General features: G+C 63.5%; 20 protein-coding genes and 3 tRNA genes. 12 read left to right on the forward strand and 11 right to left on the reverse strand.

Going from position 1 to position 20,570, the window contains the following annotated elements:
- Positions 1-9: 9 nt before the first annotated feature.
- Both PVE73_RS15355 and PVE73_RS15360 read right to left on the reverse strand, forming a co-directional pair.
- Positions 10-1,200 carry an amino acid ABC transporter permease gene (locus PVE73_RS15355; RefSeq protein WP_277363087.1) on the reverse strand — a complete coding sequence of 397 codons (1,191 nt, stop codon included), beginning with the start codon at positions 1,198-1,200 and terminating at the stop codon, positions 10-12.
- Between the two features lie 116 nt (positions 1,201-1,316).
- Positions 1,317-2,342 (reverse strand): amino acid ABC transporter substrate-binding protein, encoded by a 1,026-nt coding sequence (locus PVE73_RS15360; RefSeq protein WP_277367470.1) that lies wholly within the window; start codon positions 2,340-2,342, stop codon positions 1,317-1,319.
- Positions 2,343-2,591: 249 nt separating this feature from the next.
- Between PVE73_RS15360 and PVE73_RS15365 the strand changes: the two genes are divergently transcribed.
- Together PVE73_RS15365 and PVE73_RS15370 are read left to right on the forward strand one after the other, a co-directional pair.
- Entirely contained in the window at positions 2,592-3,761 is a 1,170-nt protein-coding gene (locus PVE73_RS15365; protein ID WP_277363088.1) for a cystathionine beta-lyase, read from the forward strand.
- A gap of 230 nt (positions 3,762-3,991) precedes the next feature.
- Entirely contained in the window at positions 3,992-4,429 is a 438-nt protein-coding gene (locus PVE73_RS15370) for a DUF3597 domain-containing protein (protein WP_277363089.1), read from the forward strand.
- 90 nt (positions 4,430-4,519) lie between these two features.
- On the opposite strand, the gene PVE73_RS15375 is transcribed toward PVE73_RS15370, so the two are convergent.
- The 4 genes from PVE73_RS15375 to PVE73_RS15390 form a co-directional block, all read right to left on the reverse strand.
- Positions 4,520-4,596: transfer RNA gene (locus PVE73_RS15375), tRNA-Arg, on the reverse strand.
- A gap of 17 nt (positions 4,597-4,613) precedes the next feature.
- Positions 4,614-4,919: an ETC complex I subunit gene (locus PVE73_RS15380; RefSeq protein ID WP_277363090.1), complete on the reverse strand. Its 306-nt coding sequence runs from the start codon at positions 4,917-4,919 to the stop codon at positions 4,614-4,616.
- An 80-nt stretch (positions 4,920-4,999) separates the two neighbouring features.
- A tRNA-Pro gene (locus PVE73_RS15385) sits at positions 5,000-5,076 on the reverse strand.
- A 266-nt stretch (positions 5,077-5,342) separates the two neighbouring features.
- Positions 5,343-5,981, reverse strand: a complete 639-nt coding sequence (locus tag PVE73_RS15390) for a TerC family protein (RefSeq protein ID WP_277363091.1) — start codon at positions 5,979-5,981, stop codon at positions 5,343-5,345.
- A gap of 159 nt (positions 5,982-6,140) precedes the next feature.
- Between PVE73_RS15390 and PVE73_RS15395 the strand changes: the two genes are divergently transcribed.
- Entirely contained in the window at positions 6,141-6,953 is an 813-nt protein-coding gene (locus PVE73_RS15395; protein WP_277363092.1) for a Ku protein, read from the forward strand.
- A 73-nt stretch (positions 6,954-7,026) separates the two neighbouring features.
- On the opposite strand, the gene ligD is transcribed toward PVE73_RS15395, so the two are convergent.
- Both ligD and PVE73_RS15405 read right to left on the reverse strand, forming a co-directional pair.
- A complete protein-coding gene (ligD, locus tag PVE73_RS15400) occupies positions 7,027-9,522 on the reverse strand; it encodes a DNA ligase D (protein WP_277363093.1) in 2,496 nt (831 codons plus the stop codon).
- A complete protein-coding gene (locus tag PVE73_RS15405) occupies positions 9,522-10,376 on the reverse strand; it encodes a Ku protein (RefSeq protein WP_277367471.1) in 855 nt (284 codons plus the stop codon). Before PVE73_RS15405 ends, ligD begins: the two co-directional genes overlap by 1 nt.
- A gap of 337 nt (positions 10,377-10,713) precedes the next feature.
- Between PVE73_RS15405 and PVE73_RS15410 the strand changes: the two genes are divergently transcribed.
- Positions 10,714-10,914 (forward strand): hypothetical protein, encoded by a 201-nt coding sequence (locus PVE73_RS15410; protein WP_277363094.1) that lies wholly within the window; start codon positions 10,714-10,716, stop codon positions 10,912-10,914.
- A gap of 118 nt (positions 10,915-11,032) precedes the next feature.
- Here PVE73_RS15410 and glmU read toward each other — a convergent pair whose 3' ends face one another.
- Positions 11,033-12,406: a bifunctional UDP-N-acetylglucosamine diphosphorylase/glucosamine-1-phosphate N-acetyltransferase GlmU gene (glmU, locus tag PVE73_RS15415; RefSeq protein ID WP_277363095.1), complete on the reverse strand. Its 1,374-nt coding sequence runs from the start codon at positions 12,404-12,406 to the stop codon at positions 11,033-11,035.
- A gap of 71 nt (positions 12,407-12,477) precedes the next feature.
- Entirely contained in the window at positions 12,478-13,215 is a 738-nt protein-coding gene (locus PVE73_RS15420; RefSeq protein WP_277363096.1) for a cytochrome c biogenesis protein CcdA, read from the reverse strand.
- 213 nt (positions 13,216-13,428) lie between these two features.
- Here PVE73_RS15420 and PVE73_RS15425 point away from each other — a divergent pair.
- Positions 13,429-13,504: transfer RNA gene (locus PVE73_RS15425), tRNA-Lys, on the forward strand.
- Positions 13,505-13,520: 16 nt separating this feature from the next.
- On the opposite strand, the gene PVE73_RS15430 is transcribed toward PVE73_RS15425, so the two are convergent.
- Entirely contained in the window at positions 13,521-13,997 is a 477-nt protein-coding gene (locus tag PVE73_RS15430) for a YetF domain-containing protein (protein ID WP_277363097.1), read from the reverse strand.
- Positions 13,998-14,586: 589 nt separating this feature from the next.
- Here PVE73_RS15430 and PVE73_RS15435 point away from each other — a divergent pair.
- The 7 genes from PVE73_RS15435 (at position 14,587) to PVE73_RS15465 (ending at position 20,497) form a co-directional block, all read left to right on the forward strand.
- On the forward strand, positions 14,587-14,781 hold the full coding sequence (locus PVE73_RS15435; protein WP_277363098.1) for a hypothetical protein: 195 nt from the start codon (positions 14,587-14,589) through the stop codon (positions 14,779-14,781).
- A gap of 160 nt (positions 14,782-14,941) precedes the next feature.
- A complete protein-coding gene (locus tag PVE73_RS15440; protein WP_277363099.1) occupies positions 14,942-15,277 on the forward strand; it encodes a hypothetical protein in 336 nt (111 codons plus the stop codon).
- Positions 15,278-15,709: 432 nt separating this feature from the next.
- Complete coding sequence (locus tag PVE73_RS15445; RefSeq protein WP_277363100.1) at positions 15,710-15,895, forward strand: hypothetical protein; 186 nt, start codon at positions 15,710-15,712, stop codon at positions 15,893-15,895.
- 394 nt (positions 15,896-16,289) lie between these two features.
- Positions 16,290-16,646, forward strand: coding sequence for a hypothetical protein (locus tag PVE73_RS15450; RefSeq protein ID WP_277363101.1), 357 nt, complete (start codon positions 16,290-16,292; stop codon positions 16,644-16,646).
- Between the two features lie 394 nt (positions 16,647-17,040).
- Positions 17,041-18,498, forward strand: coding sequence for an amidohydrolase family protein (locus tag PVE73_RS15455; RefSeq protein WP_277363102.1), 1,458 nt, complete (start codon positions 17,041-17,043; stop codon positions 18,496-18,498).
- Between the two features lie 13 nt (positions 18,499-18,511).
- Positions 18,512-19,318: a hypothetical protein gene (locus PVE73_RS15460; RefSeq protein ID WP_277363103.1), complete on the forward strand. Its 807-nt coding sequence runs from the start codon at positions 18,512-18,514 to the stop codon at positions 19,316-19,318.
- Positions 19,319-19,551: 233 nt separating this feature from the next.
- Positions 19,552-20,497, forward strand: a protein-coding gene (locus PVE73_RS15465) for an IS630 family transposase (RefSeq protein ID WP_246249038.1) whose coding sequence is annotated in 2 segments (ribosomal slippage) — positions 19,552-19,892 and positions 19,891-20,497 — 948 coding nt in all. Because the reading frame shifts where the segments join, the coding sequence is not laid out codon by codon here.
- The last annotated feature ends 73 nt before the right edge of the window (positions 20,498-20,570 follow it).

Consider the following 20,570-nt stretch of genomic DNA (forward strand, 5'->3'; position numbering starts at 1 on the left):
CGCAGGCTCCTATCGCTCCACCAGCGCCACGCGGGCGTTGAACCAGTTCATGAAGGTCGCGGTCGCGATGCTGAGCCCGAGATAGACCACCATCCAGATCGCCACCACCTCGACGGACTGGCCGGTCTGGTTGAGCACGGTGGAGCCGATGGCGACGAGCTCCGGATAGCCCACGGCAAGGCCCAGCGAGGAGTTCTTGGTGAGATTCAGATACTGGCTCGTCAGCGGTGGGATCACCACACGGAAAGCCTGGGGCACGACGACGAGCCGCAGCGTCTGGCCTCGCTTCAGGCCGAGCGCGGAGGCGGCCTCCGTCTGCCCCTTGGAAACGGAAAGAATGCCCGCACGAACGATCTCGGCGATGAAGGCGGCGGTGTAGAAGGACAAGGCCAGGAAGAGCGACAGGAATTCGGGCTTGATCTGCCAGCCGCCCACCAGGTTGAAGCGCGTGGCCTGCGGAATTTCGAAGCCCACCGGGAAACCGGCCACCGCGAAAACCACCAGCGGCAGCCCGATGATCAGCCCGAGCGTCGGCCACAGGATCGGGCGGCGCTCGCCCGTCTGCATCTGCCGCCGCTTGTTCCGCCGCGAAAGAAGGATGGCCCCGGCGATTCCGAGGACGAAGGCCGCCAACGTCCAGACGGCGGCAGGCTCGAAGACGGCGGCGGGTGTCTGCAGCCCGCGATTGGAGAGATAGGCGCCGAAAGGAAGCTCCACCGCCTGCCTGGGGAGCGGCAGGACCGAAAGCACGCCGAAATACCAGAACAGGATGACCAGAAGCGGAGGGATGTTGCGGAAGGTCTCGACATAGACGGTGCTGAGCCCACGCACCAGGTAATTGCGCGACAGCCGGCCGATGCCGATGATGAAGCCGACCAGGGTCGCCAGCACGATGCCCGAGGAAGCGACGATCACCGTGTTGGTGATGCCGACCAGCAAGGCGCGTCCATAGCTCGAATTGGCGGAGTAGGCGATAGGCACTTGCCCGATATCGAATCCGGCCCGCGACGACAGGAAGCCGAAACCTGAGGCAATCCGCGCGTCTCTCAGGTTCTGGACCGTGTTGTTGATGAGCCACGCGGCGAAGGCCACGATGGCGATGATCAGCACGATCTGGATGATCAGGCCGCGCGTGCGGGAATCCCGCATGAGCCCTACCCGCTCATGCGGCATTGAAATGCTCGAGGTTTCGACCGTCATCTGGTTCGCCTATGCGGCGTCGGGGCTGCCCGTTCGGACAGCCTGTCACAGCCTGCCAAAACGGAAGAGCCGCGCCCGCCGGGGTCAGCCCCCCGGCGCGGCTCCGGCTAGCCTGATCAGCGGATCGGCGGAGCGTATTGCAGGCCGCCCTTGGTCCACAATGCGTTCTGGCCGCGCTGGATCTTCAACGGCGTGTCCGGGCCGATATTGCGGTTGAATATCTCTCCGTAGTTTCCGACGGCCTTGATGACGTTCACCATCCAGTCGTTGGTAAGGCCGACGTCCTGCCCGAAGGTGCCATCGGTGCCGAGGAGGCGGCGGATATCCGGATTCTCCGAATTGGCCGCCATGTCCTCGACATTCTCCTGCGTCACGCCAAGTTCCTCGGCGTTGATCAGGCCGAAATGCACCCATTTGACGATATCGAACCACTGTTCGTCACCCTGGCGCACCACGGGCCCCAGCGGCTCCTTGGAGATGATCTCCGGCAGAACGACGTGCTCGTCGGGATTTGAAAGCTCGAGACGGCTGGCATAGAGGCCCGAGGCGTCGGTCGTCAGCACGTCGCAGCGGCCCTGCTCATAGGCCGAGTTAACATCCGACTGCGATTCGATGACGACCGGATTGAACTCCATGTTGTTCGCGCGGAAGTAGTCGGTCAGGTTCAGCTCGGTCGTCGTGCCGGACTGTACGCAGACCGTGGCGCCCGAAAGCTGCAGCGCCGAGGTGACGTTCAGATCCCTGCGGACCATGAAGCCCTGGCCATCATAATAGTTGACGCCCACGAAATTGAGGCCGAGCGCGGTGTCGCGGTTCATGGTCCAGGTCGTGTTGCGGGCGAGCATGTCGACCTCGTTGTTCTGCAGCGCCGGGAACCGCTGCACGGCCGAGAGCGGCGAGTATTGCACCTTGCTCGCATCTCCGTCGAAGATCGCGGCAGCCACGGCCTTGCAGTAATCGACGTCCAGGCCCTGCCATTCGCCCTGATCGTTCTGGGATGCAAAGCCCGGCAGGCCCGTATTGACGCCGCAGCGCAGCGCATCCCTGTTCTTCACCTCGTCGAGCGTGGCCGCCGAGGCCGGGACGGCGGCGGAAGCGATCACGACCGAACCGAGCAATGCCTTGATGAGATTGTTCATGATTGTTGACCCTTATTCTTATGACGCAGGGCTTATCCCCAGGTGACGTGCAGAAGCCGTAACGTCCATTCTTCGTGACACAGCGGCCGCAGGCTTTCTTCTCCCAAGCACGGGCTTCATCAAATTTAATAAATGCGCCCGGGTCAAGAGCTTACCTTCGCGCAGGTGGATACGGCCTACCGCTTGTCTATTTCCGCGGGAGACACTAAGCCGGGCGCAATCATGCATTGACGAGGACGGAGCGCAGCCGACATGGCCAGGAACGGGAAAAACGGAGGCATCAACACCAGGCTGGCCCATGCGGGCAACGATCCGCGCGCATATCACGGTTTCGTGAACCCGCCGGTCGTGCACGCCTCGACGGTGCTGTTTCCCGATGCGGGCACGATGGCCGCCCGCAAGCAGAAATACACCTACGGCACGCGCGGGACGCCCACCACCGACGCCCTTGCCGAGGCGATGAACGAGTTGGAAGGGGCGGCAGGCACGATCATCGTGCCGTCGGGGCTTGCGGCGGTCACGGTTCCGCTCCTCGCCTTCCTCTCGGCGGGTGACCATGTGCTTATCGTCGATTCCGTCTACAATCCCACCCGCCGCTTCGCCGACAGCATGCTCGCCCGCCTCGGCGTCGAGGTCGAGTACTATGATCCGCTCGTGGGCGGCGGAATCGCCGCGCTCATGAAGCCCAGCACCAGGGTCGTCTTCACCGAATCGCCCGGCTCCAACACATTCGAGATGCAGGACGTCCCGGCCATCACGGCGGCCGCCCATGCGCGCGGCGCGATCGTCATGATGGACAACACCTGGGCGACCCCTCTCTTTTTCCGTCCGCTCGAGCACGGCGTGGACATCTCGATCCATGCCGCCACGAAATATCCGGGCGGGCATTCGGATGTGCTGCTGGGCACCGTCTCGGCCAATGCGGACTGCTGGAAAAGGCTGCACGACGCCTTCATCACGCTCGGCGCCTGCGCCGGGCCGGACGACGTCTACCAGGTGCTGCGGGGCCTGCGCACCATGGGGGTACGGCTCCAGCGGCATCAGGAAAGCGCATTGGCGATCGCGCGCTGGCTGGAAGGCCGAGACGAGGTCGCCCAGGTGCTCCACCCGGCCCTTCCCTCGCATCCCGGCCATGCGATCTGGAAACGCGACTTTTCGGGCGCGAGCGGGCTCTTCTCCTTCGTGCTCGCCGGCGGCGGCACGCGCGAGGCGCATGCCTTCCTCGACGCGCTCCGCATTTTCGGACTCGGCTATTCCTGGGGCGGCTTCGAGAGCCTCGCCGTAGACGTCTCGCTTGCCGACCGCACGATCGCCAAGGGCGACTATCCCGGTCCCGTCATCCGGCTGCAGATCGGCCTGGAGGATGTCGAAGATCTGAAGGCGGACATCGAAAACGGCCTGAGGGCTGCAGGCGGGCGATAGCCAGCCATTTTCTAGCCGTGACGGGGCGGCCGGCCCGATTGTCGCCACAACCATTGCGATTGCCTTGACGCATCCGCCCGTCCTTGATCACGCCCCACAAGACGTTGTTAAGCGAAAGATGCGGATTCCTGCGTGGCGCCCGCAAAAGCTCCTGCCTCCGGATTGCGCTCTCTTCATATTCGCGCTTTAGTTGCACGAAAGGGGGCGCGGGCTGGTGAAGGAGAAAAGACGTGAGTATCTTCGAACGGATCAGAAGCGCCATCTTCAACAATCCGGCGGCACCCCGCCCGGCGCCCATGCATTTCGAGGCTACCGGCTCCGTAGTCCGAGAGCCCGACGAGGCGCCGAGCGCTCCGCCGGCGCGGCCACTCGTGATCGCCGGCACGTCCACCGCAAGCAGGCTCCCGGCCCCGGCCCGGTCCGCGCTGGATCTGGAAACCGTTCTCGACAAGCGCATGAAGGCGACGGGCCAGAAGCTCGACTGGCGCACGTCGATCATCGGCCTCATGAAGGCGCTGGGTCTCGGCACCGGTCTCGACGCACGCAGGAAACTGGCCCGCAAGCTCAATTATACCGGCGATCTGGAGGACAGGGCCGCCGTGAACCGCTGGCTCAGGGCCGAGATCATGAAGAAGCTCGCAGCCAACGGCGGAAAAGTGCCAGATTGAGCCACGCCGCAAACCGCCCGGCACACCCCGAGAACAAAGCTGGAATGGCGCCAGCTCTTGCGGGCGACCGTCTTCGGGGTATTGAAATCGTGGCGACCCCGGCAGGACTCGAACCTGCGACCATCGGCTTAGAAGGCCGGTGCTCTATCCGGCTGAGCTACGGGGCCGGGCGCGGACGGAAGGCTCAGTGCGTCCACGGGATTTTGCGGTCATAGCGGAAATTCTCCGCGTAGGAAACCTGGCGCCGATGCGGCGCCTTTTCCGGCTCGACCCGGTAGGCGATGCCGTTGCGCTGGGCATAGGCGATCGCCTCCTCCTTGGTGGGAAAGCTCAGGTGCACCTGGCGCCGCGTGTCGGACGAGCTCGTATAGCCCATCAGCGGGTCGATCTTGAGCGGCGTCTCCGGCTCGAATTCCAGCACCCATTGACCGGTCTTGGCGGTGCCGGACTGCATGGCGGTTCGCGAAGGGCTGTAGATGCGCGCGGACACTGGCACTTCCCGTTCTCTCAGCATCCCGAACGCGCGATGGTCCGGGTGCCCCTGCAAAGCTCGGCCGAAAGGCCCGATTCTGGTCGGAGCGGCGGGATTCGAACCCACGACCCCTTGACCCCCAGTCAAGTGCGCTACCGGGCTGCGCTACGCTCCGAACCGCGTGAACCCCTATAATCTCCGGGGTTCGGGTGCAAGGGCAAAATCATCTTGACGGGATAAATCTCCGCCCGAGTGCGGCCACACCCCGCGCGCGCAAAGCTGCAGGCGGCTTTTCATTTCGCTGCGCCGATTCGCAGGTGGCCGGGCGGGAGGATCCGTGCGCGCAGATAGGTGGTGCCACGACATGGCGCGGCGGCAATGGTCCGCGGCGGAGCTGGCGGACGGGACGGCCTGTACCCACACGATGAAGGGCTTGCGCCGCTAGAGCAGGTCGGCCAGTGGGCCGGACACCTCGACAGAGCCGTGATAGATCATCTCCAGCGCCACATAGAGGACGATCAGAAGACCGATATAGGCAATCCAGCGGTAGCGGTCGAGCAGCCGCGCGATCAGCGAGGCGGCAAGGCCCATCAACGCGATGGAGAGCGCGAGGCCGATAATGAGGACCGAAGGGTGGTCCCGCGCGGCACCCGCCACCGCAAGCACATTGTCGAGAGACATGGAGACGTCCGCCACGACGATCTGCATGGCCGCCTCGCGGAAGGTCTTGCGGGGAGCGCCCTCCCCGCCGGTACCGGCCTCGGCGGCGAGCGCCCCCTGCGGCGCATCTTTGCGGGAGGCGCGGATTTCCCGCCACATCCGCCAGCAGACCCACAGCAGCAGGAAGCCGCCGACGAGCGCCAGGCCGACGATCTGCAGCATCTCGACCGCGATGGTGGCGAAGACGATGCGGAGCACCGTGGCCGCGAGAATGCCGACGAGGATCGCCCTCGTGCGCTGCGAGGCTGGCAGGCCGTTGGCGGCGAGCCCGATCACGACCGCGTTGTCGCCCGCGAGAACAAGATCGATCACGATGACCTGCAGCAACGCCGCAAGGCCCGCTCCGGTGAAAAACTCCATCCAGGATCCCACGAATCTACGGCGGAGCGCCGACCAGCCGGTTCTTAGCTGCCGCTGGCGTGCCTGTCGACGGCGGCGGCCCGGTCACATTGAAGCACCCGACCCGTGAAACCATCTTGTCCGCTGCGCGTTCCAGGAAGACGTGCCTTTGGAGGGCCCATGGCGCCGCGACCCTACTGGAAGGGCTATCTGAAGCTCTCACTCGTCACCTGTGCCGTCTCGCTGACGCCGGCGACGAGCGATCGCGAGAAGATCCGCTTCCACACGATCAACCGCGAGACCGGGCACCGGGTCCGCAGCCGCTATGTGGATGCGGAGACCGGCAAGCCTGTTGCGGATGAGGACGAGGTGCGCGGCTACGAGACCGAGGAAGGCAAATATATAACCTTCGAGGACGAGGAGCTCGAGGCGATCGGTCTCGACAGCACCCGCACCATCGACATCGACGAGTTCGTGCCCGCCCAGTCGATCGACTGGATCTGGTTCGACAAGCCCTATTATCTGATGCCTGACGACGAGGTGGCCCAGGAGGCTTTCGCGGTGATCCGCGAGGCGATGGCCGCGACGGACACGGTGGGCATCTCCCGGCTGGTGCTCTCGCGCCGCGAGCGCGCCGTCATGCTCCAGCCGCGCGGCAAGGGCATCGTGCTGTGGACGCTGCGCTACGGGGACGAGGTGCGCGCGCCGGAGGAGGTCTTCGGCACCGTTGACGACAAGAAGGTGGAATCGCGGCTCGTCCCGCTCATCGAGACGCTGATCGGCGATCTGACCAAGCCCTGGGACCCGGCCATGGTGCAGGACCCCGTCCAGGAGCGGCTCAAGGAGATCATCGAAAGCAAGCAGAAGAAGCGCAAGAAGGCGCCGGCGCGCAAGAAGAAGGAGGCGGAGGAGCCCGAGCCTCCGGACAACGTCGTCAGCATCATGGACGCGCTGCGCAAATCGATTTCGCAGGAGAAGAAGAAGAGCCGCTGATGGCGGTCCGATCGGGTGACGGCCTATATCTCGGCCGAGGAGCCTAGCCGATCCGGCTTGCCGATGATCGACATCACGCTGCGCGCTTCGTTTTCTTGCCGAGCGGAACGGCCGCCCTCCGGAAATCCTCCCATGGATCCTTGTCCACCGCGGCCAGGCGCGTCGGCGCGTTCATGACCGTGAAGTAGTCGGCGGTGATGGCGGGGGTCAGTTCGTCCCAGGAAAGCGGCAGGGAGACCGCCGCGCCGGGCCTGGCGCGCGTCGAATAGGGCGCCACCGCCGTGGCGCCCCTGCCGTTGCGCAGATAGTCTATCAGGATCTTGCCCTTGCGCTTGGCCTTGGTCACCGTGGCCACGAAGCGCTCCGGACTGTCGGACGCCATCGCATCGGCGATCCCCTTGGCGAAGGCCTTCACTTCCGTCCAGTCCGCGCGTGGTTTCAGTGGCGCCACCACGTGCAGGCCTTTTCCGCCGGAGGTTTTCACGAAGCTTTCCAGCCCCGCCCGCGCCAGTCTCTCGCGCACCTCGCGCGCGGCCTCGATCACCTTGTCCCAGGCCACCCCCGGCCCGGGGTCGAGATCCATATTGATGAGGTCCGGATGCTCCAGGTCGTCGAGCTGCGATCCCCATGGATGGATTTCCAGCGTGCCGCCCTGCACCAGCCCCACCAGGCCGGGGAGTCCGTCGATGGCGATCACCGGCTCGTCGTCCTGCGGATCGACCGCCTTCATGATCTCGTTCGACTGGCCGCGCCAGGCGTGCTTCTGGAAAAAGCACTGGCCGCCGATGCCGTCCGGGCAGCGCACCAGGGCAAGCGGCCGGTTGACGATGAAGGGGCCCATGCGCGGCCACACCTCGGCGTAATAGTCGGCGAGGCCCTGCTTGGTCACGCCTGCATCCCGCCAGTAGAGCCGGTCGGCATGGGTGAGCCGGAAGGCCGGCGCGGGCTGCCCGGCGGGCTTGCTGCCGCCCGTCTCGCGGACGACCTCCTTCGGATCCCTGTCCTCCCGCAAGCCCCGGAAGGCGGCGTGCCTGATCAGGTTCTCGGCCGTCCAGGTCCGGAACTCCACCTCCGCAACCAGCTCGGGCCGCACGAATTTCGCGCCGCGCGCCTCCTCCGCGGTCAATTTCTTCGCAAAGGGGCTTTTGGAAATCCGCGATTTGTCTAGACGTTTAAACAAATCCTGCGCCACGACATGGCTGAAACCGGTGCCGACGCGACCGGCGTGCATGAGGCGGCCCTCCTCATAGTATCCCAGCACCAGCGAGCCGATCGCCCGGTCGAAGGTGGAGGACGGCACGAAACCCGCGACGACGAATTCCTGCCGCATGGAGCATTTCGACTTGATCCAGTCCTTGACGCGGCCGGAGCGGTAGGGTGCGTCGCCGGCCTTGGAGACGATGCCCTCGAGGCTCAGCCGGCAGGCATGGCGGAAGACGAGCTCGCCGTCCTCCTCGAAATGCTCGCTGTAGCGCAGCACGGGCGGCGCGCCTTGCAGCAGTTTCTCAAGCGCTGCCTTTCGCTCGATCAGGGGCACGGGCCGGAGGTCATGGCCGTCGACATAAAGAAGGTCGAAGAGGCAGAACACCATGCGGTCCGTGCGCCCCTCCGAAAGTGCCGCCTGAAGCGCGGAGAAATCCGAGGCGCCTCCCGCGCCTTCGACGATCAGTTCGCCGTCCAGGATCGCCTGCTTCACCGGCAATCCGCCCAGCGCGCCTGTGATCGCCCGTCCGAACTTCTCGGTCCAGTCGAGGCCGCTGCGCGTCAGAAGCCGCGTCTTGCCGCTGCGGATATGGGCCTGGAGGCGGTAACCGTCATATTTGATCTCATGCAGCCATTTGGCGCCGGGCGGCGGCGTCGGGCGCAACGTGGCAAGCGTCGGCTCGATGAACCCGGGATAGCCGGCCTTCTTCGCCCGCTTGGGGAGTGGAGATTTTCCCGGCGCCGGCGTCTCCTCGGCCGGCTTCTCGATGCGCCCGGTCTTGGACGACCAGCCCGGCGCCTCCCCTTCTACCTCCGCGATCACCCGCCCCGTCTTCACCGATTCCGGCCGCTCCTCGAGAATGTCCGGGTCCGCCTCGGTGCGGGCGAACTCGTCGTCGCCCTTGATCAGCAGCCAGTTCTCCTTTTTCTCGCGGGGTTTCTTGGCCATGCGCACGAGATGCCAGCGGCCGTTGAGCTTCTCGCCATGCAGTTCGAGCTCGAAATGGCCCTTCGCATAGCCCTTCCTAGCGTCGCCGACCGGGGACCAGCGGCCGCGGTCCCATACGATCACCGCGCCGCCGCCGTACTCGCCCTTTGGGATCGTGCCCTCGAAATCGCCGTAGTCGAGCGGGTGGTCCTCGACATGGACGGCGAGGCGCTTCTCGCCGGGCACGAGGCTCGGGCCGCGCGTCACGGCCCAACTTTTCAGCACCCCGTCCATCTCGATGCGGAAATCGTAATGCAGGCGGCGTGCCGCGTGTTTCTGGATGACGAAGCTGTCGCCGCGCGGCGAACGCTTCTCCTTGCCGGCCGGTTCGGGCGTGGCGGCGAAATTGCGCTTCTTCCGGTAGGCGGCAAGCGCCATCACCCGGCCTTGCGGCGCTGGGCGGGCGCGCTCTTCTTGCGCGTGCCGGCGCGCGCCTTCTTCGGCGCCTTGCCGCCCGCCTCCGCGCTCTTCTTCAGCGCATCGAGGAGATTGACCACCTTGGTCTCCTTGGGCGGCTTCGGCAGCTTGATCTCGCGGCCTTCCATCTTGGCCCGCACGAGCTCGGCCAGCGCCTGGTCGTAGCGGTCGTCGAAGGCGCGCGGATCGAATTCGCCGCTCTTGGTGTTGATGATGTATTTGGCGAGATCGAGCATCTCGCCCTCGATATCGATGTCCGGGAGATCGTCGAAGACCTCCGAGGCCGGGCGGACCTCGTAGTCGAAATTGAGCGTGTTCGCCACCAGCCCCGGGCCTTCCGGCCGCATGAGGAGCGTGCGCACGCGCCGGAAAAGCACCGCGCGGGCGAGTGCCGCCACCTTCTTGCGCCGCATCCCCTCGCGGATCACCGCGAAGGAATCGGCCGCCACCGTACCCGAAGGCGCCAGGTAATAGGGGCGGTCGAAATAGACCGTATCGATGCCGTCGCAGGGAATGAAGGCCTCGATGCGGATGGTCTTGTCGCTTTCGGGAACGGTCTCGGCGATCTCGTCCGGCTCCAGGATGATATATTGGTCGTCGCCCGTCTCGTAGCCCTTCACCTGCTGCTCGGACTCGACCGGTTCCTCCGTCTCCTCGTCGAAATACTGCCTGCGGACCCGGTGGCCGGTCTTGCGGTTGAGGATGTGGAAGGACACACGGCTGGAGGTGGTGGCCCCGGCGTACAGCCCGACCGGAAAGGCCAGTTCCGAAATCTTCAAGAAGCCCTTCCAGGAAGCACGCGGCGCCAAACTGATTCTCCCTTGTCCAGGCAGAATCAAACGCCGCCGGCACCGAGAGGTTCCCGGCGCCGCGGGAACGCACGACCTTCCTTCAGAGGAAGGCTGTCATCCCTTGGGATAGATCCACCCCGATTTATGTAGTCTTACATCACGAAATGTTTCCTTTTTTAAGATTTCAATGATCTACATCACGATAACAATAGGAAATCAGTCGCTCTTTAAATATTTTTGAAGCCCTTCCTTGCTCATTCTGCTTTCAAAATCTTGTCATTTTCTTCTCTCATGATGAAATCCTCGGCGCGGGGGATCAACCGGGAGATTCCAGCCCGGCACCCACAAGGATAATCGACCTATGAGAAACCTGATCTTTGCCTCGATTTCTTCCATAGCCCTTCTTGGGCTCGCAGCCTGCGACAACAACCAGGCGCCGCAAAGCGGCACGGACTCCGCCACCACCAGTGCGACACCTGCGCCCGCGACCGACGGGACCGGCACGGACACGATGACGGGCGGCGCCACGACGACGCCGGGAACGACCGCGCCCGCGCAGTAAGGGCGCGCAGACAGCCCGATAACCGAAAGGGGTGCTCCGGCGCCCCTTTTTCTTTGGAATGAAGAGCGGCGGGAGCGGTACGGAATTCGCTTGCCGGAGCGAAACGCGAGACGCCGGCTCAGCCCTTCGCCTGCTTGGCCGCCTTCTCCGCAGCAAGCTTTTCACGCAGCGCCTTGCCGCGCCCTTCATAGCTTGCCTGGCGGGCGCGGCCGAAGGCGAGCGCATCCGCGGCCAGGTCCTCGGTCAGAACGCTGCCCGAGGCGACATAGGCGCCGGCGCCGATCGTGATCGGCGCCACCAGCGCGGAATTGGTGCCGATGAAGGCACCGGCGCCGATCTCGGTGCGGTGCTTGTTGAAGCCGTCATAGTTGCAGGTGATCGTGCCCGCGCCGATATTGGCCCCCGCGCCCACCGTGGCGTCGCCGATATAGGAAAGGTGCGGAACCTTCGCGCCGGACTCGATGCGCGAATTCTTCACTTCGCAGAAATTGCCGATCTTGGCCTTCTGAAGGATCTCCGCTCCCGGCCGCAGCCGGGCGAAGGGGCCGACCGTCGCGCCACTCTCCACCGCCGCGCCTTCCAGATGCGAGAAGGCGTGGATGCGCACGCCGGCCGCAATTCGGACACCCGGACCGAACCAGACATTCGGCTCAACAACCGTGTCCGGCCCGATCTCCGTATCGTGGGAGAAGAAGACCGTCTCGGGCGCGATCAGCGTGACGCCGGAAAGCATCGCCTCCTTCCGCATCCGCCGCTGCCACACGGCCTCGGCCTCGGCGAGTTCTACCCGGTTGTTGATGCCCATCGCGCTTTCGTTTCCGGCTTCGCCGGCGACGACCAGAAGGCCCTGCCGGTTGGCGATCCCGACGATGTCCGTCAGGTAGAATTCGCCCTTGGCATTGTCGTCGCCGACCTCGTCCAGCAGGGCGAGCGCATGCTTTCCGGCGATGGCCATCACGCCGCTGTTGCAGAAGGCGATCTTCTTCTCTTCCTCGGAGCAGTCCTTCTCCTCGCGGATCGCGACAAGGCGCCCTCCCTCCTCGATCAGCCGTCCATAGCCGGTCGGAACCGGCGGCCGGAAACCGAGCACGGCGACCGCCGCACCCTCGGCGAGCCTCGTGCGAGCGTCGAGGAGCACCGCCGGGTCGAGCAACGGGTGATCGCCGAAGACGACGAGCACGTCGTCATATCCGCGGGCGATCGCCTCGCGGGCGGCCAGGACGGCATGCGCCGTGCCGAGACGCTCCGCCTGGACGAAGATGTCGGGCCGCGTTCCGTTCACCGGGCGGCTCTCGATGAAGTCCCGGACCTGCTCCGCCCCGTTGCCGACGACCAAGGCCAGCCCGTCCGCTCCGGCGGCCGATGCGGCGGACGTCACGTGGCCCACCATCTCCAGCCCGCCGATCTTGTGCAGCACCTTGGGCCAGGCGCTCTTCATGCGTGTGCCCTCGCCTGCGGCGAGGATGACGGCGAGACAGGTGCGATGGGTCATGGAAAACGGTCCGTTGAATCGCTGCGAATAAAAGCGATCTCTACCACTTCGGCCCTGCCGCGCAAAATGGTTCAGCCGAGAGTTCCGAGCGCCGGGAAGGTCTCGAGCAGCCAGAAGGCCATGCTCTGCATGCCGCCGGTGAGGAAGAGCACGCCGGCAAGCACCAGGAGCCCGCCGATCACCTTCTCGACGCGCCCCAGATGCATGCGGAAGCGCTGCAGGAAGCGCATGAAGGCGTCGGAAAAGAATGCCGCCACGAGGAAGGGGATGCCGAGCCCAGCGGAATAGACGGCGAGCATCAACGCCCCCTCGCCCACTGTCTCGCGGCCGCCGGCAAGTGTCAGGATCGGTCCCAGCACGGGCCCGATGCAGGGCGTCCAGCCGAAGGCGAAGGCAAGGCCCATCAGGTAAGCGGCGCCGAGATTGGCGGGTTTGGCTTCGGCGTGAAGCCGAGCCTCGCGCGAAAGGAGCGGGATGCGCAAGATGCCGAGAAAGTTGAGGCCCATCAGGATGATGACGATTCCCGCGGCCACGGCCAGTTCCTGCTGCCAGGCGCGCAGGAGACCGCCGATCGTGGAAGCGCCGGCCCCCAGCGCCACGAACACGGTGGAAAAGCCGAGCACGAAGGCCAGCGCGGCGGCGAGAAGAGGCAAGCGCGCGCCTGCAGCGCCTGCCGGCCGGCGGAAATCCTCCACCGTCACGCCCGCCATGTAGCAGAGATAAGGCGGCACGAGCGGCAGAACGCAAGGCGACAGGAACGACAGGGCTCCCGCGAAAAGGGCGCTTGTATAGCCGATATCGATCGCCATCGGGTCGGACCTCTTCTTTGCCTCCGATATAACGGCACGACGGCGCCATCTCCAATCACCATCTCGTGGCATTGCGACGCAGGCGCCCCCGCCTCCCCCAACACGCCGCAAAAGTGCCTGGGGATCGCGCCTGAGCCGGCTTTTGCGGTTGACCGGATGCGGGCGCGCCACTATGTTCCGCCGCTATTCGCGGGCGGCATCCCTGCCTCGCGCGAGCGCGTAGCTCAGCCGGTAGAGCAACTGACTTTTAATCAGTAGGTCCTGGGTTCGAGCCCCAGCGCGCTCACCACCTACGCTCGGCAGGGCTAGCGTGGAATGACGCTGAGGCTGCCGTCGGTCTCCAGGACCACCATATCGATCGCAGACATATCCGCCTTCCCGCTTTGCCTGACTGCGGCCAGTATTTCCTCCTCGCTCACGCGTTGACGACGCATGGCCTGTTCGAGATAGCGGCCGTCCTTGACGAGAAGCGTCGGCTCGGCCTTGACCACCTCCTGGAACCGATCGGAGCGGACGGAGCCCCAGGTGATGGCCCATTGAAGGTAGATAAGCAGTGCCAGAGCCGTGATGCCTTCGGCCAGGGGAACATTCTTGTCGAGCAGAACCGTCGCAAGCGTCGAGCCGAGAGCAACGGTGATGATGAGGTCGAACGCGTTCATCTTGCTCAAGGTGCGCTTGCCGGATGCCCTGAGCAACAGGATCAGCAGGATGTAGGCGGTGGAGCCGACGAACAGCGTTCGAAGGAGACCTGCCCAGCTTTCAAAGAAGATAGGATCTACCATCTTTCCCCCTTCGCTACAAAGGAGGAAACGGCATCCAAACGTGGAGGTTCCGATTGCCGGCTCGCGCTCTACTCTCGGCTGATCCCGGAGCGATAAATCGAGAGGAATGGCCTCTTATATTCTCGACGTGGCGGTCTCTTTGGTGGGCCTCGCTTGCACATGCCTGCCGGCGAGATGGCAAGGCAAGGCTTCCCGCCTGTTCCCCGCGCCTAAGCTGAACAACACCATCCGGACGCAACCGATTCAGCACGCATGGCGTGTATAACACACAAAATTTACACTTGAAACATTCCAATCATGCGGCTTAAAGGTGCGATGATAGAGGAAGCAAAGTAAAACCTTAAGTTGCAATGGAGGGACACATGCTCGAATGAAAGGCGGAACCTGGTTCTTGTATCAGAGCTCGGTTGATTCCTTGCGCGCGGGCTGAACATTCTGCTGCGGTGCCTTTCAAATCTCGCCCCGCGTCGCCGCAACGATGCGAATGAAAATGGGCATCTCCGGGAAAATCTTCGCGCGGCCCGCCGTTCCACGGCTGATCGCCGCCTGATTGGTAACCATCGAAAAAGTAGGAGTAAGGAGTAGAGTAATGCGACCCAATGCACAGCACGACCTGATGCGGATTCCCACGCGGGACCTTATCGTCATGCATCTCTTCGAAGCGCGCCGCCTGGCGGAGCCTATGAAGAAGGAAATCGACCTGAGACTCTTCGGCTACATGATCGAAATGGCCGCGGAAGTGGCCTTGGAGGGGGAAGTCAAAGCTGCCGAGGCGACAGCCTGAGTTTCCAAAGAGACTGGAGCCGGCTGCGACCGTCGCCGGTGCGGCGTTCCCGGCCGGCCGCAACACCATGCGAAGAGTTTTAGAGATGCAGAAAATCGAAAGTGCGATCACGATCCGCTACCGGCCCGCCGATGCGCCGCCCCCTGTAGCCGAAGGGGAGATGGAAACCTTCATCGTCGCCGTCCGATGCGCGGAGAATGGCGAGATCGTCTGCTTTCCGGCGGATTATCTGAACGGATTTCCACTGTGGTGCAGGCCGCCTCGTCTTTCAAAGGCAGGCAGTGGAAGGTACCCGCACGTCCAGATCGACGGCTGCAATGCCACCGGATGGTTCGATCATCTTCCCGATCAAACGAACGGGACGATCATCTCGCCGATGCTGCTTGGCCCCCACCAGTATATCGTGGGGTGGTGCCCTATCGAGGATATGGCACCCAGCCAGCAAAGGACCGGCGGCCATTCTGCAATGCATCTGGCAGATGCCGGCGCAGAATGAGCGGCACCTGCCACCCATGGCGAGGCGAGTGAACGCAGGAGTCCGGTTCCGACGGTACGGCCCCGGCTCGTATGCCCCGAAGCCAGCCCGACGGTAACCGGCGTCATGGCCGCCGGGCTCATCCCGCTCAGCCTCGCACCCGAAGTCTCAGGAGCGGTCCGCTGGAGCGGGTAGCGGGAATTGAACCCGCATATTCAGCTTGGAATGCACCTAGAAGCTGAGCGATTTCAACGAGCCGTTTCAACGGGGCGGCTTGGGAATGGTGCCTAAGCCGCCCTTCGTTCCCTCTGCGTTTCATCCCCTACCCCATGGCCCGACCGCCACCGCCCTCACACTCCCGAGCGAGGGAAAATCCCACACCACCCGGACCTCGCGCGCGCCGCCGCGCCGGGCTCTCCGATTTCCGTTTCCACGATACGCGCCACACGGCTCGTGCGGGCCACCGGCAATCTCAAGCTCGCCCAGCAGCTGCTCGGCTACACCGAGCTCGCGACGACGAGCCGCTATGCCCATGTGACGAAGGATGATCTTCGCGCCGGCATGGAAACAGCCCATGCGTCCGACCGTGCAAAAGGCCCCACGGAAAAATCCCACGGTGGCGAACGACGCATCTGCTAAGGCGAAGTGAAAAAAGGGAAAACCGGCGCGCGCCCACATTGTCCCAAACCAGATGCGCTACCAGGCTGCGCTACGCTCCGAAGCGCTGAAATCCCTATATTCTCAAGGGTTCCCGCGCAAGTGCGAAATAGAGCCCCTTCCGCGAATTGGAACAAACGGCGACCAGTGGTAAGAGGCGGAACCAGAAGTCCCACGAAAAATCCCACGTTGTTCTCAGGCCGGACGCCCGTCGATATTGAACGTTAACCGTGTCTTCCCCGTCCGATTGTATCACGCCAGCGCGCGAGCCCTTGCTCCCATTGGCGTAAAGCATAAGGAAGGGATCAGTTGATCGCTTCTTAAATCTTCGACACATGAGGTTCTATGGCAACTTGATTTCTGATCAGGAAGGCAGATGACCGAAGTCACACGCAGCAGAGATTGCGGGAACTCTCCCAAGAATAAGTTCGTGCAGGAGGTCGCGGTCGCTTTGGAAACTGGCGAAGCCACCACGCTAGACTTCAGTGAGGATGTCGTCTGGGAAGGTGTCTCGGACGAGCCAATTCACGGAATAGGCGCTTTGATTCAGGTGCTGGCTGACCGGACGGCGCCAGTTGCGGTCACCGTCGAGCACTCCATTTCCCACGGGAAAGTGGGCTCCGCCAGTGGACAGACGACGCTGGGAAATGGCCGCAGCCGGCGCTTCAGCCACATATTCGAGTTCACCAATACGAAGGCGAACCGCGTTGCAGTAATCAAGACCTACGCTTGAAACATCGAACGGCTGCTCATTCGCTTTCCCGCTCAGTCGAAAGTGGGGCCCGGGAATAGTCTTTTCGGCTTCGGGTTCGCAATGGCGATTTAAGACGTTCACCCCCTAGGAGCGAGGTCGCGATCGAGCCCATTCGCGAGTTTGTGATGGCGTGCTTAACTCGAAAATCGGGTACGCCTTTCCCTTCGTCCATCGAGATGACAGCTTCGCGCCGAGTTGCAGATATTGATCTTTCGTGAATGGTAAACTTATTCGGTTTAACAAGATGTCTGTGCGCTATTGTATGTTGGTGCTTGAGCCGGCATAATTTAACCTTGACTAAGGCAGTTCTGTTTCTCTGGTAGATCACACAGGTGCTGCGAGAGGGGTAGCCTGCCAGACAGGGGGATACGACATGCAACTTCGCCTCGGCAGCAAGTATCAAAGTCTGGTTCACGGCGTCGCATGCGACTGCCACACGCCGGCCTTTGCCAGGGTCAACCGACGCCTCACCACAGGGATGTCGCGCCGCTCGGTCCTGCGGGGCATCTCCGCCGCCCTGGCCGCCTCCTCGCTGGGACCTGCTGCCGCCTTTGCCCAGGAGCCGGACAAGCCGGTTCTCTTCACCAATGTGCGCATCTTCGACGGGCAGTCAGCCAAGCTCATCGAGGGGTCGAACCTGCGCATTTCCGGCAACAAGATCGAGGCGCTCGTCCCGGCCGGCGAGGATGCCACCGACGTGGAGGTGGTCGACTGCGGCGGACGGGTGCTGATGCCGGGCATGATCGATGCCCACTGGCACACGCTCATGGCGGCGATTCCCGAGGTGCTGGCGCTGACCGCGGACGTGCCCTACATCCATCTCGTCGCCGCCGAGGAGGCCGGCAGGACCCTGATGCGCGGATTCACCACGGTACGCGACGTCGGCGGGCCGTCCTTCTCCCTCAAGCGCGCGATCGACGAGGGTAAGTTCCCGGGCCCGCGGATATTCCCTTCGGGCGCAATGATCTCGCAGACTTCCGGCCACGGCGATTTCCGCATGCGCTATGAGGTGCCGCGCTCTTCAAGCAACGACCTCAGCCATCCCGAGGCAGCCGGCATCTCGGCGATCGCCGATGGTGTTCCCGAGGTACTCCGCCGCGTGCGCGAACAGCTCCTGCTGGGTGCGAGCCAGATCAAGATCATGACCGGCGGTGGGGTCTCGTCCACTTACGATCCGATCCACGTCAACCAGTTCACGGCCGAGGAGATCCGCGCCGCCGTGGACGCGGCATCGGATTGGGGCACCTATGTCTGCACCCATGTCTACACGCCCGAAGGCATCCAGAGGGCTTTGGAAAACGGCGTCAAGTGCATCGAGCACGGACAGCTTGCCGACGAGGACACGGTCAAGATGATCGCCGACGAAGGCGCGTGGTGGAGCTTGCAGCCCTTTCTCGCCGATGAGGACGCCAATCCCAAGGCCGATCCGATACAGAGGCAGCAGCAGCAGGAGATCGCCGAGGGCACCATCCGCGCCTACGAGCTCGGCAAGACGCACAACGTCAACATGGCTTGGGGAACCGACATCCTGTTCAACCCGAAAGGGCCCCCCACGCAAGGAAAGCAACTCGCCAAGCTCTCTCGCTGGTTTGACAATGTCGACGTGCTGCGCATGGCCACTGGTCGCAATGGAGAGCTTCTTGCCATGGCAGGCGAAAGGAACCCCTATCGGGCCAAGGTGGGTGTGATCGAGCCAGGCGCACTCGCCGATGTGCTCGTCATCGAAGGCAACCCGCTCGACGACATCTGGCTCGTCGCCGATCCCGAATCGAATATGAAGCTCATCATGAAGAACGGGCAAGTTCACAAGAACACATTATCGTTGAGCTGAGGGGACAGCATAGATGAGCAAAAACGCGACGTCTCTGGCCGCCGCGCTTCTCCTTCTGGCGGCGACCGCCGCCCACGGCGCCGATATCGCACCGATGAACGAAGCGCCGGTGACTGCGCCGCTGGCGCCGGCATCGTCCGAGTGGATATTCCAGATCACGCCCTATGTCTGGGCAGCCGGTATGGAGGGCGACGTGTCGCCGTTCCGGCGTGCTCCGACCATTCATGTCGAGAAGGATTTCTCCGACATCCTTGACGACCTCAACGTCGCCGGCTTCGTCAACTTCTGGGCACGCAAGGACCGGTTCGTCATCTCCGGCGACGTAATGTATGTGGACATCGCCGAAAGCGCGACCTCAAGACCGCTTCCGATCATCGGCGCCATCAGCGCCGACTACGATACGGCTCAGTTCGCCGCCACGCTGCAGGCCGGATACCGGGTCTACGACGCCCCGCGGTTCACCTTCGACGTGCTGGGCGGGGCGCGGTACTGGCATCTCTGGAACGACCTCAATGTAAGGGTCGCCGGTCGGTCGCTGACCATCGAAAGCGACTTTGACTGGATCGATCCGGTCGTCGGCGCGCGTGCCCATTTCCATTTCAACGACAGGTTCTCCATTCTTTCACAAGGCGATATCGGCGGCTTCGGGGCGGGCTCCGACTTCACCTGGCAGGTGCTCGCGACCGCCAACTATTCGTTCAACAAAAAGGTTACGTTGTCGGCCGGCTACAAGGTGCTGTCCGTCGACTATGACGACGATGGGCACGTCTTCGATACCACGCTTTCCGGCCCCGTCCTCGGCTTGACCTACCGGTTCTGAAGGCTCTGGAAGCCGCAACCCGGGACTGGGATGAAGTTAGAAAGCCGGCATCTGGAGAACTGGAGCTCGTCGAGATCGATCCGGACGGAGGGATAAACCCAAATGACAGAGCGCGAGCCGGTTTCGCAACTCCATATCGACGCACCTAGAGCACGTCCGTTGAACTCCGAGTCGTAGCGTTGATGACACGGATTGGGTTTTATGATTCACCGTCGCCGTTGCAGGAGATGGCGATGGCTCGAGCTTACGGTGAGGATCTTCGGATGCGGGTTCTGGATGCTGCAGCGGCAGGCGCTTCGGCGCGCTCCGTCGCGGCACGGTTTGGCGTCGGCGTTTCGACGGCAATTGTCTGGATCAGGCGGGCGCGTGAGAACGGGGAACGCTCGGCGCGGCGTCAGGGCAAGCCGCGGGGCTCACGCCTGGATGCGCACGAGACGTTCGTTGTTGCCATGATCGAGGCGAACAAGGACGTGACGCTGAACGAGATGGTCGAGCGGCTCGCAGCCGAGCGCTCCGTGTGTATCGGCCGCAGTGCCCTGAGCGCCTGGCTGCGCGGGCGGGGCTGGACGTTCAAAAAAGTCCGCGCATGCATTGGAGCAGGACCGTCCTGATGTCCTGAAGCGCCGGCAGGATTGGTTCGAAGGCCAACTCGACCTCGACCCTGCCAGGCTTGTCTTCATCGATGAGACCGGCCTGTCCACCAAGATGGCCCGCCTGCGGGGTCGCGCGCCATGCGGCGAACGCTGCCGAGCCGGCATGCCGCATGGGCACTGGAAAACCACCACCTTCACCGGCGCACTGCGCCTGTCCGGCATGACCGCGCCCTTCGTCTACGATGGCGCCATGAATGGCACCGTCTTCCTCGCTTATGTCGAGCAGGTCCTGGTCCCCACCCTGAGGCGCGGCGATGTCGTCATCATGGACAACTTGCCGGCACACAAGGCAGCAGGCGTCCGCGACGCGATCGAGCAAGCCGGTGCAACCCTCATGTTCCTGCCGCCCTATAGCCCGGACTTCAACCCCATCGAGAATGCCTTCTCAAAGCTCAAAGCGCTCCTGCGGGCAAAAGCCGAGCGCACCATCAAAGCGCTCTGGGATACCGCTGGCGCACTCCTCGACCAGTTCACTCCCGCAGAATGCGCAAACTACTTCAGGGCTGCTGGATATGACCCGGATTAAGCCGGACGTGCTCTAGAACGTCGTTTGCTCCAATTTTGTCTCACAGAATCCCGTTCTGTTTTGGCGCCGCCCC

This window comes from Chelativorans sp. AA-79 (genome assembly GCF_029457495.1).
Classification (GTDB): Bacteria; Pseudomonadota; Alphaproteobacteria; order Rhizobiales; family Rhizobiaceae; genus Chelativorans.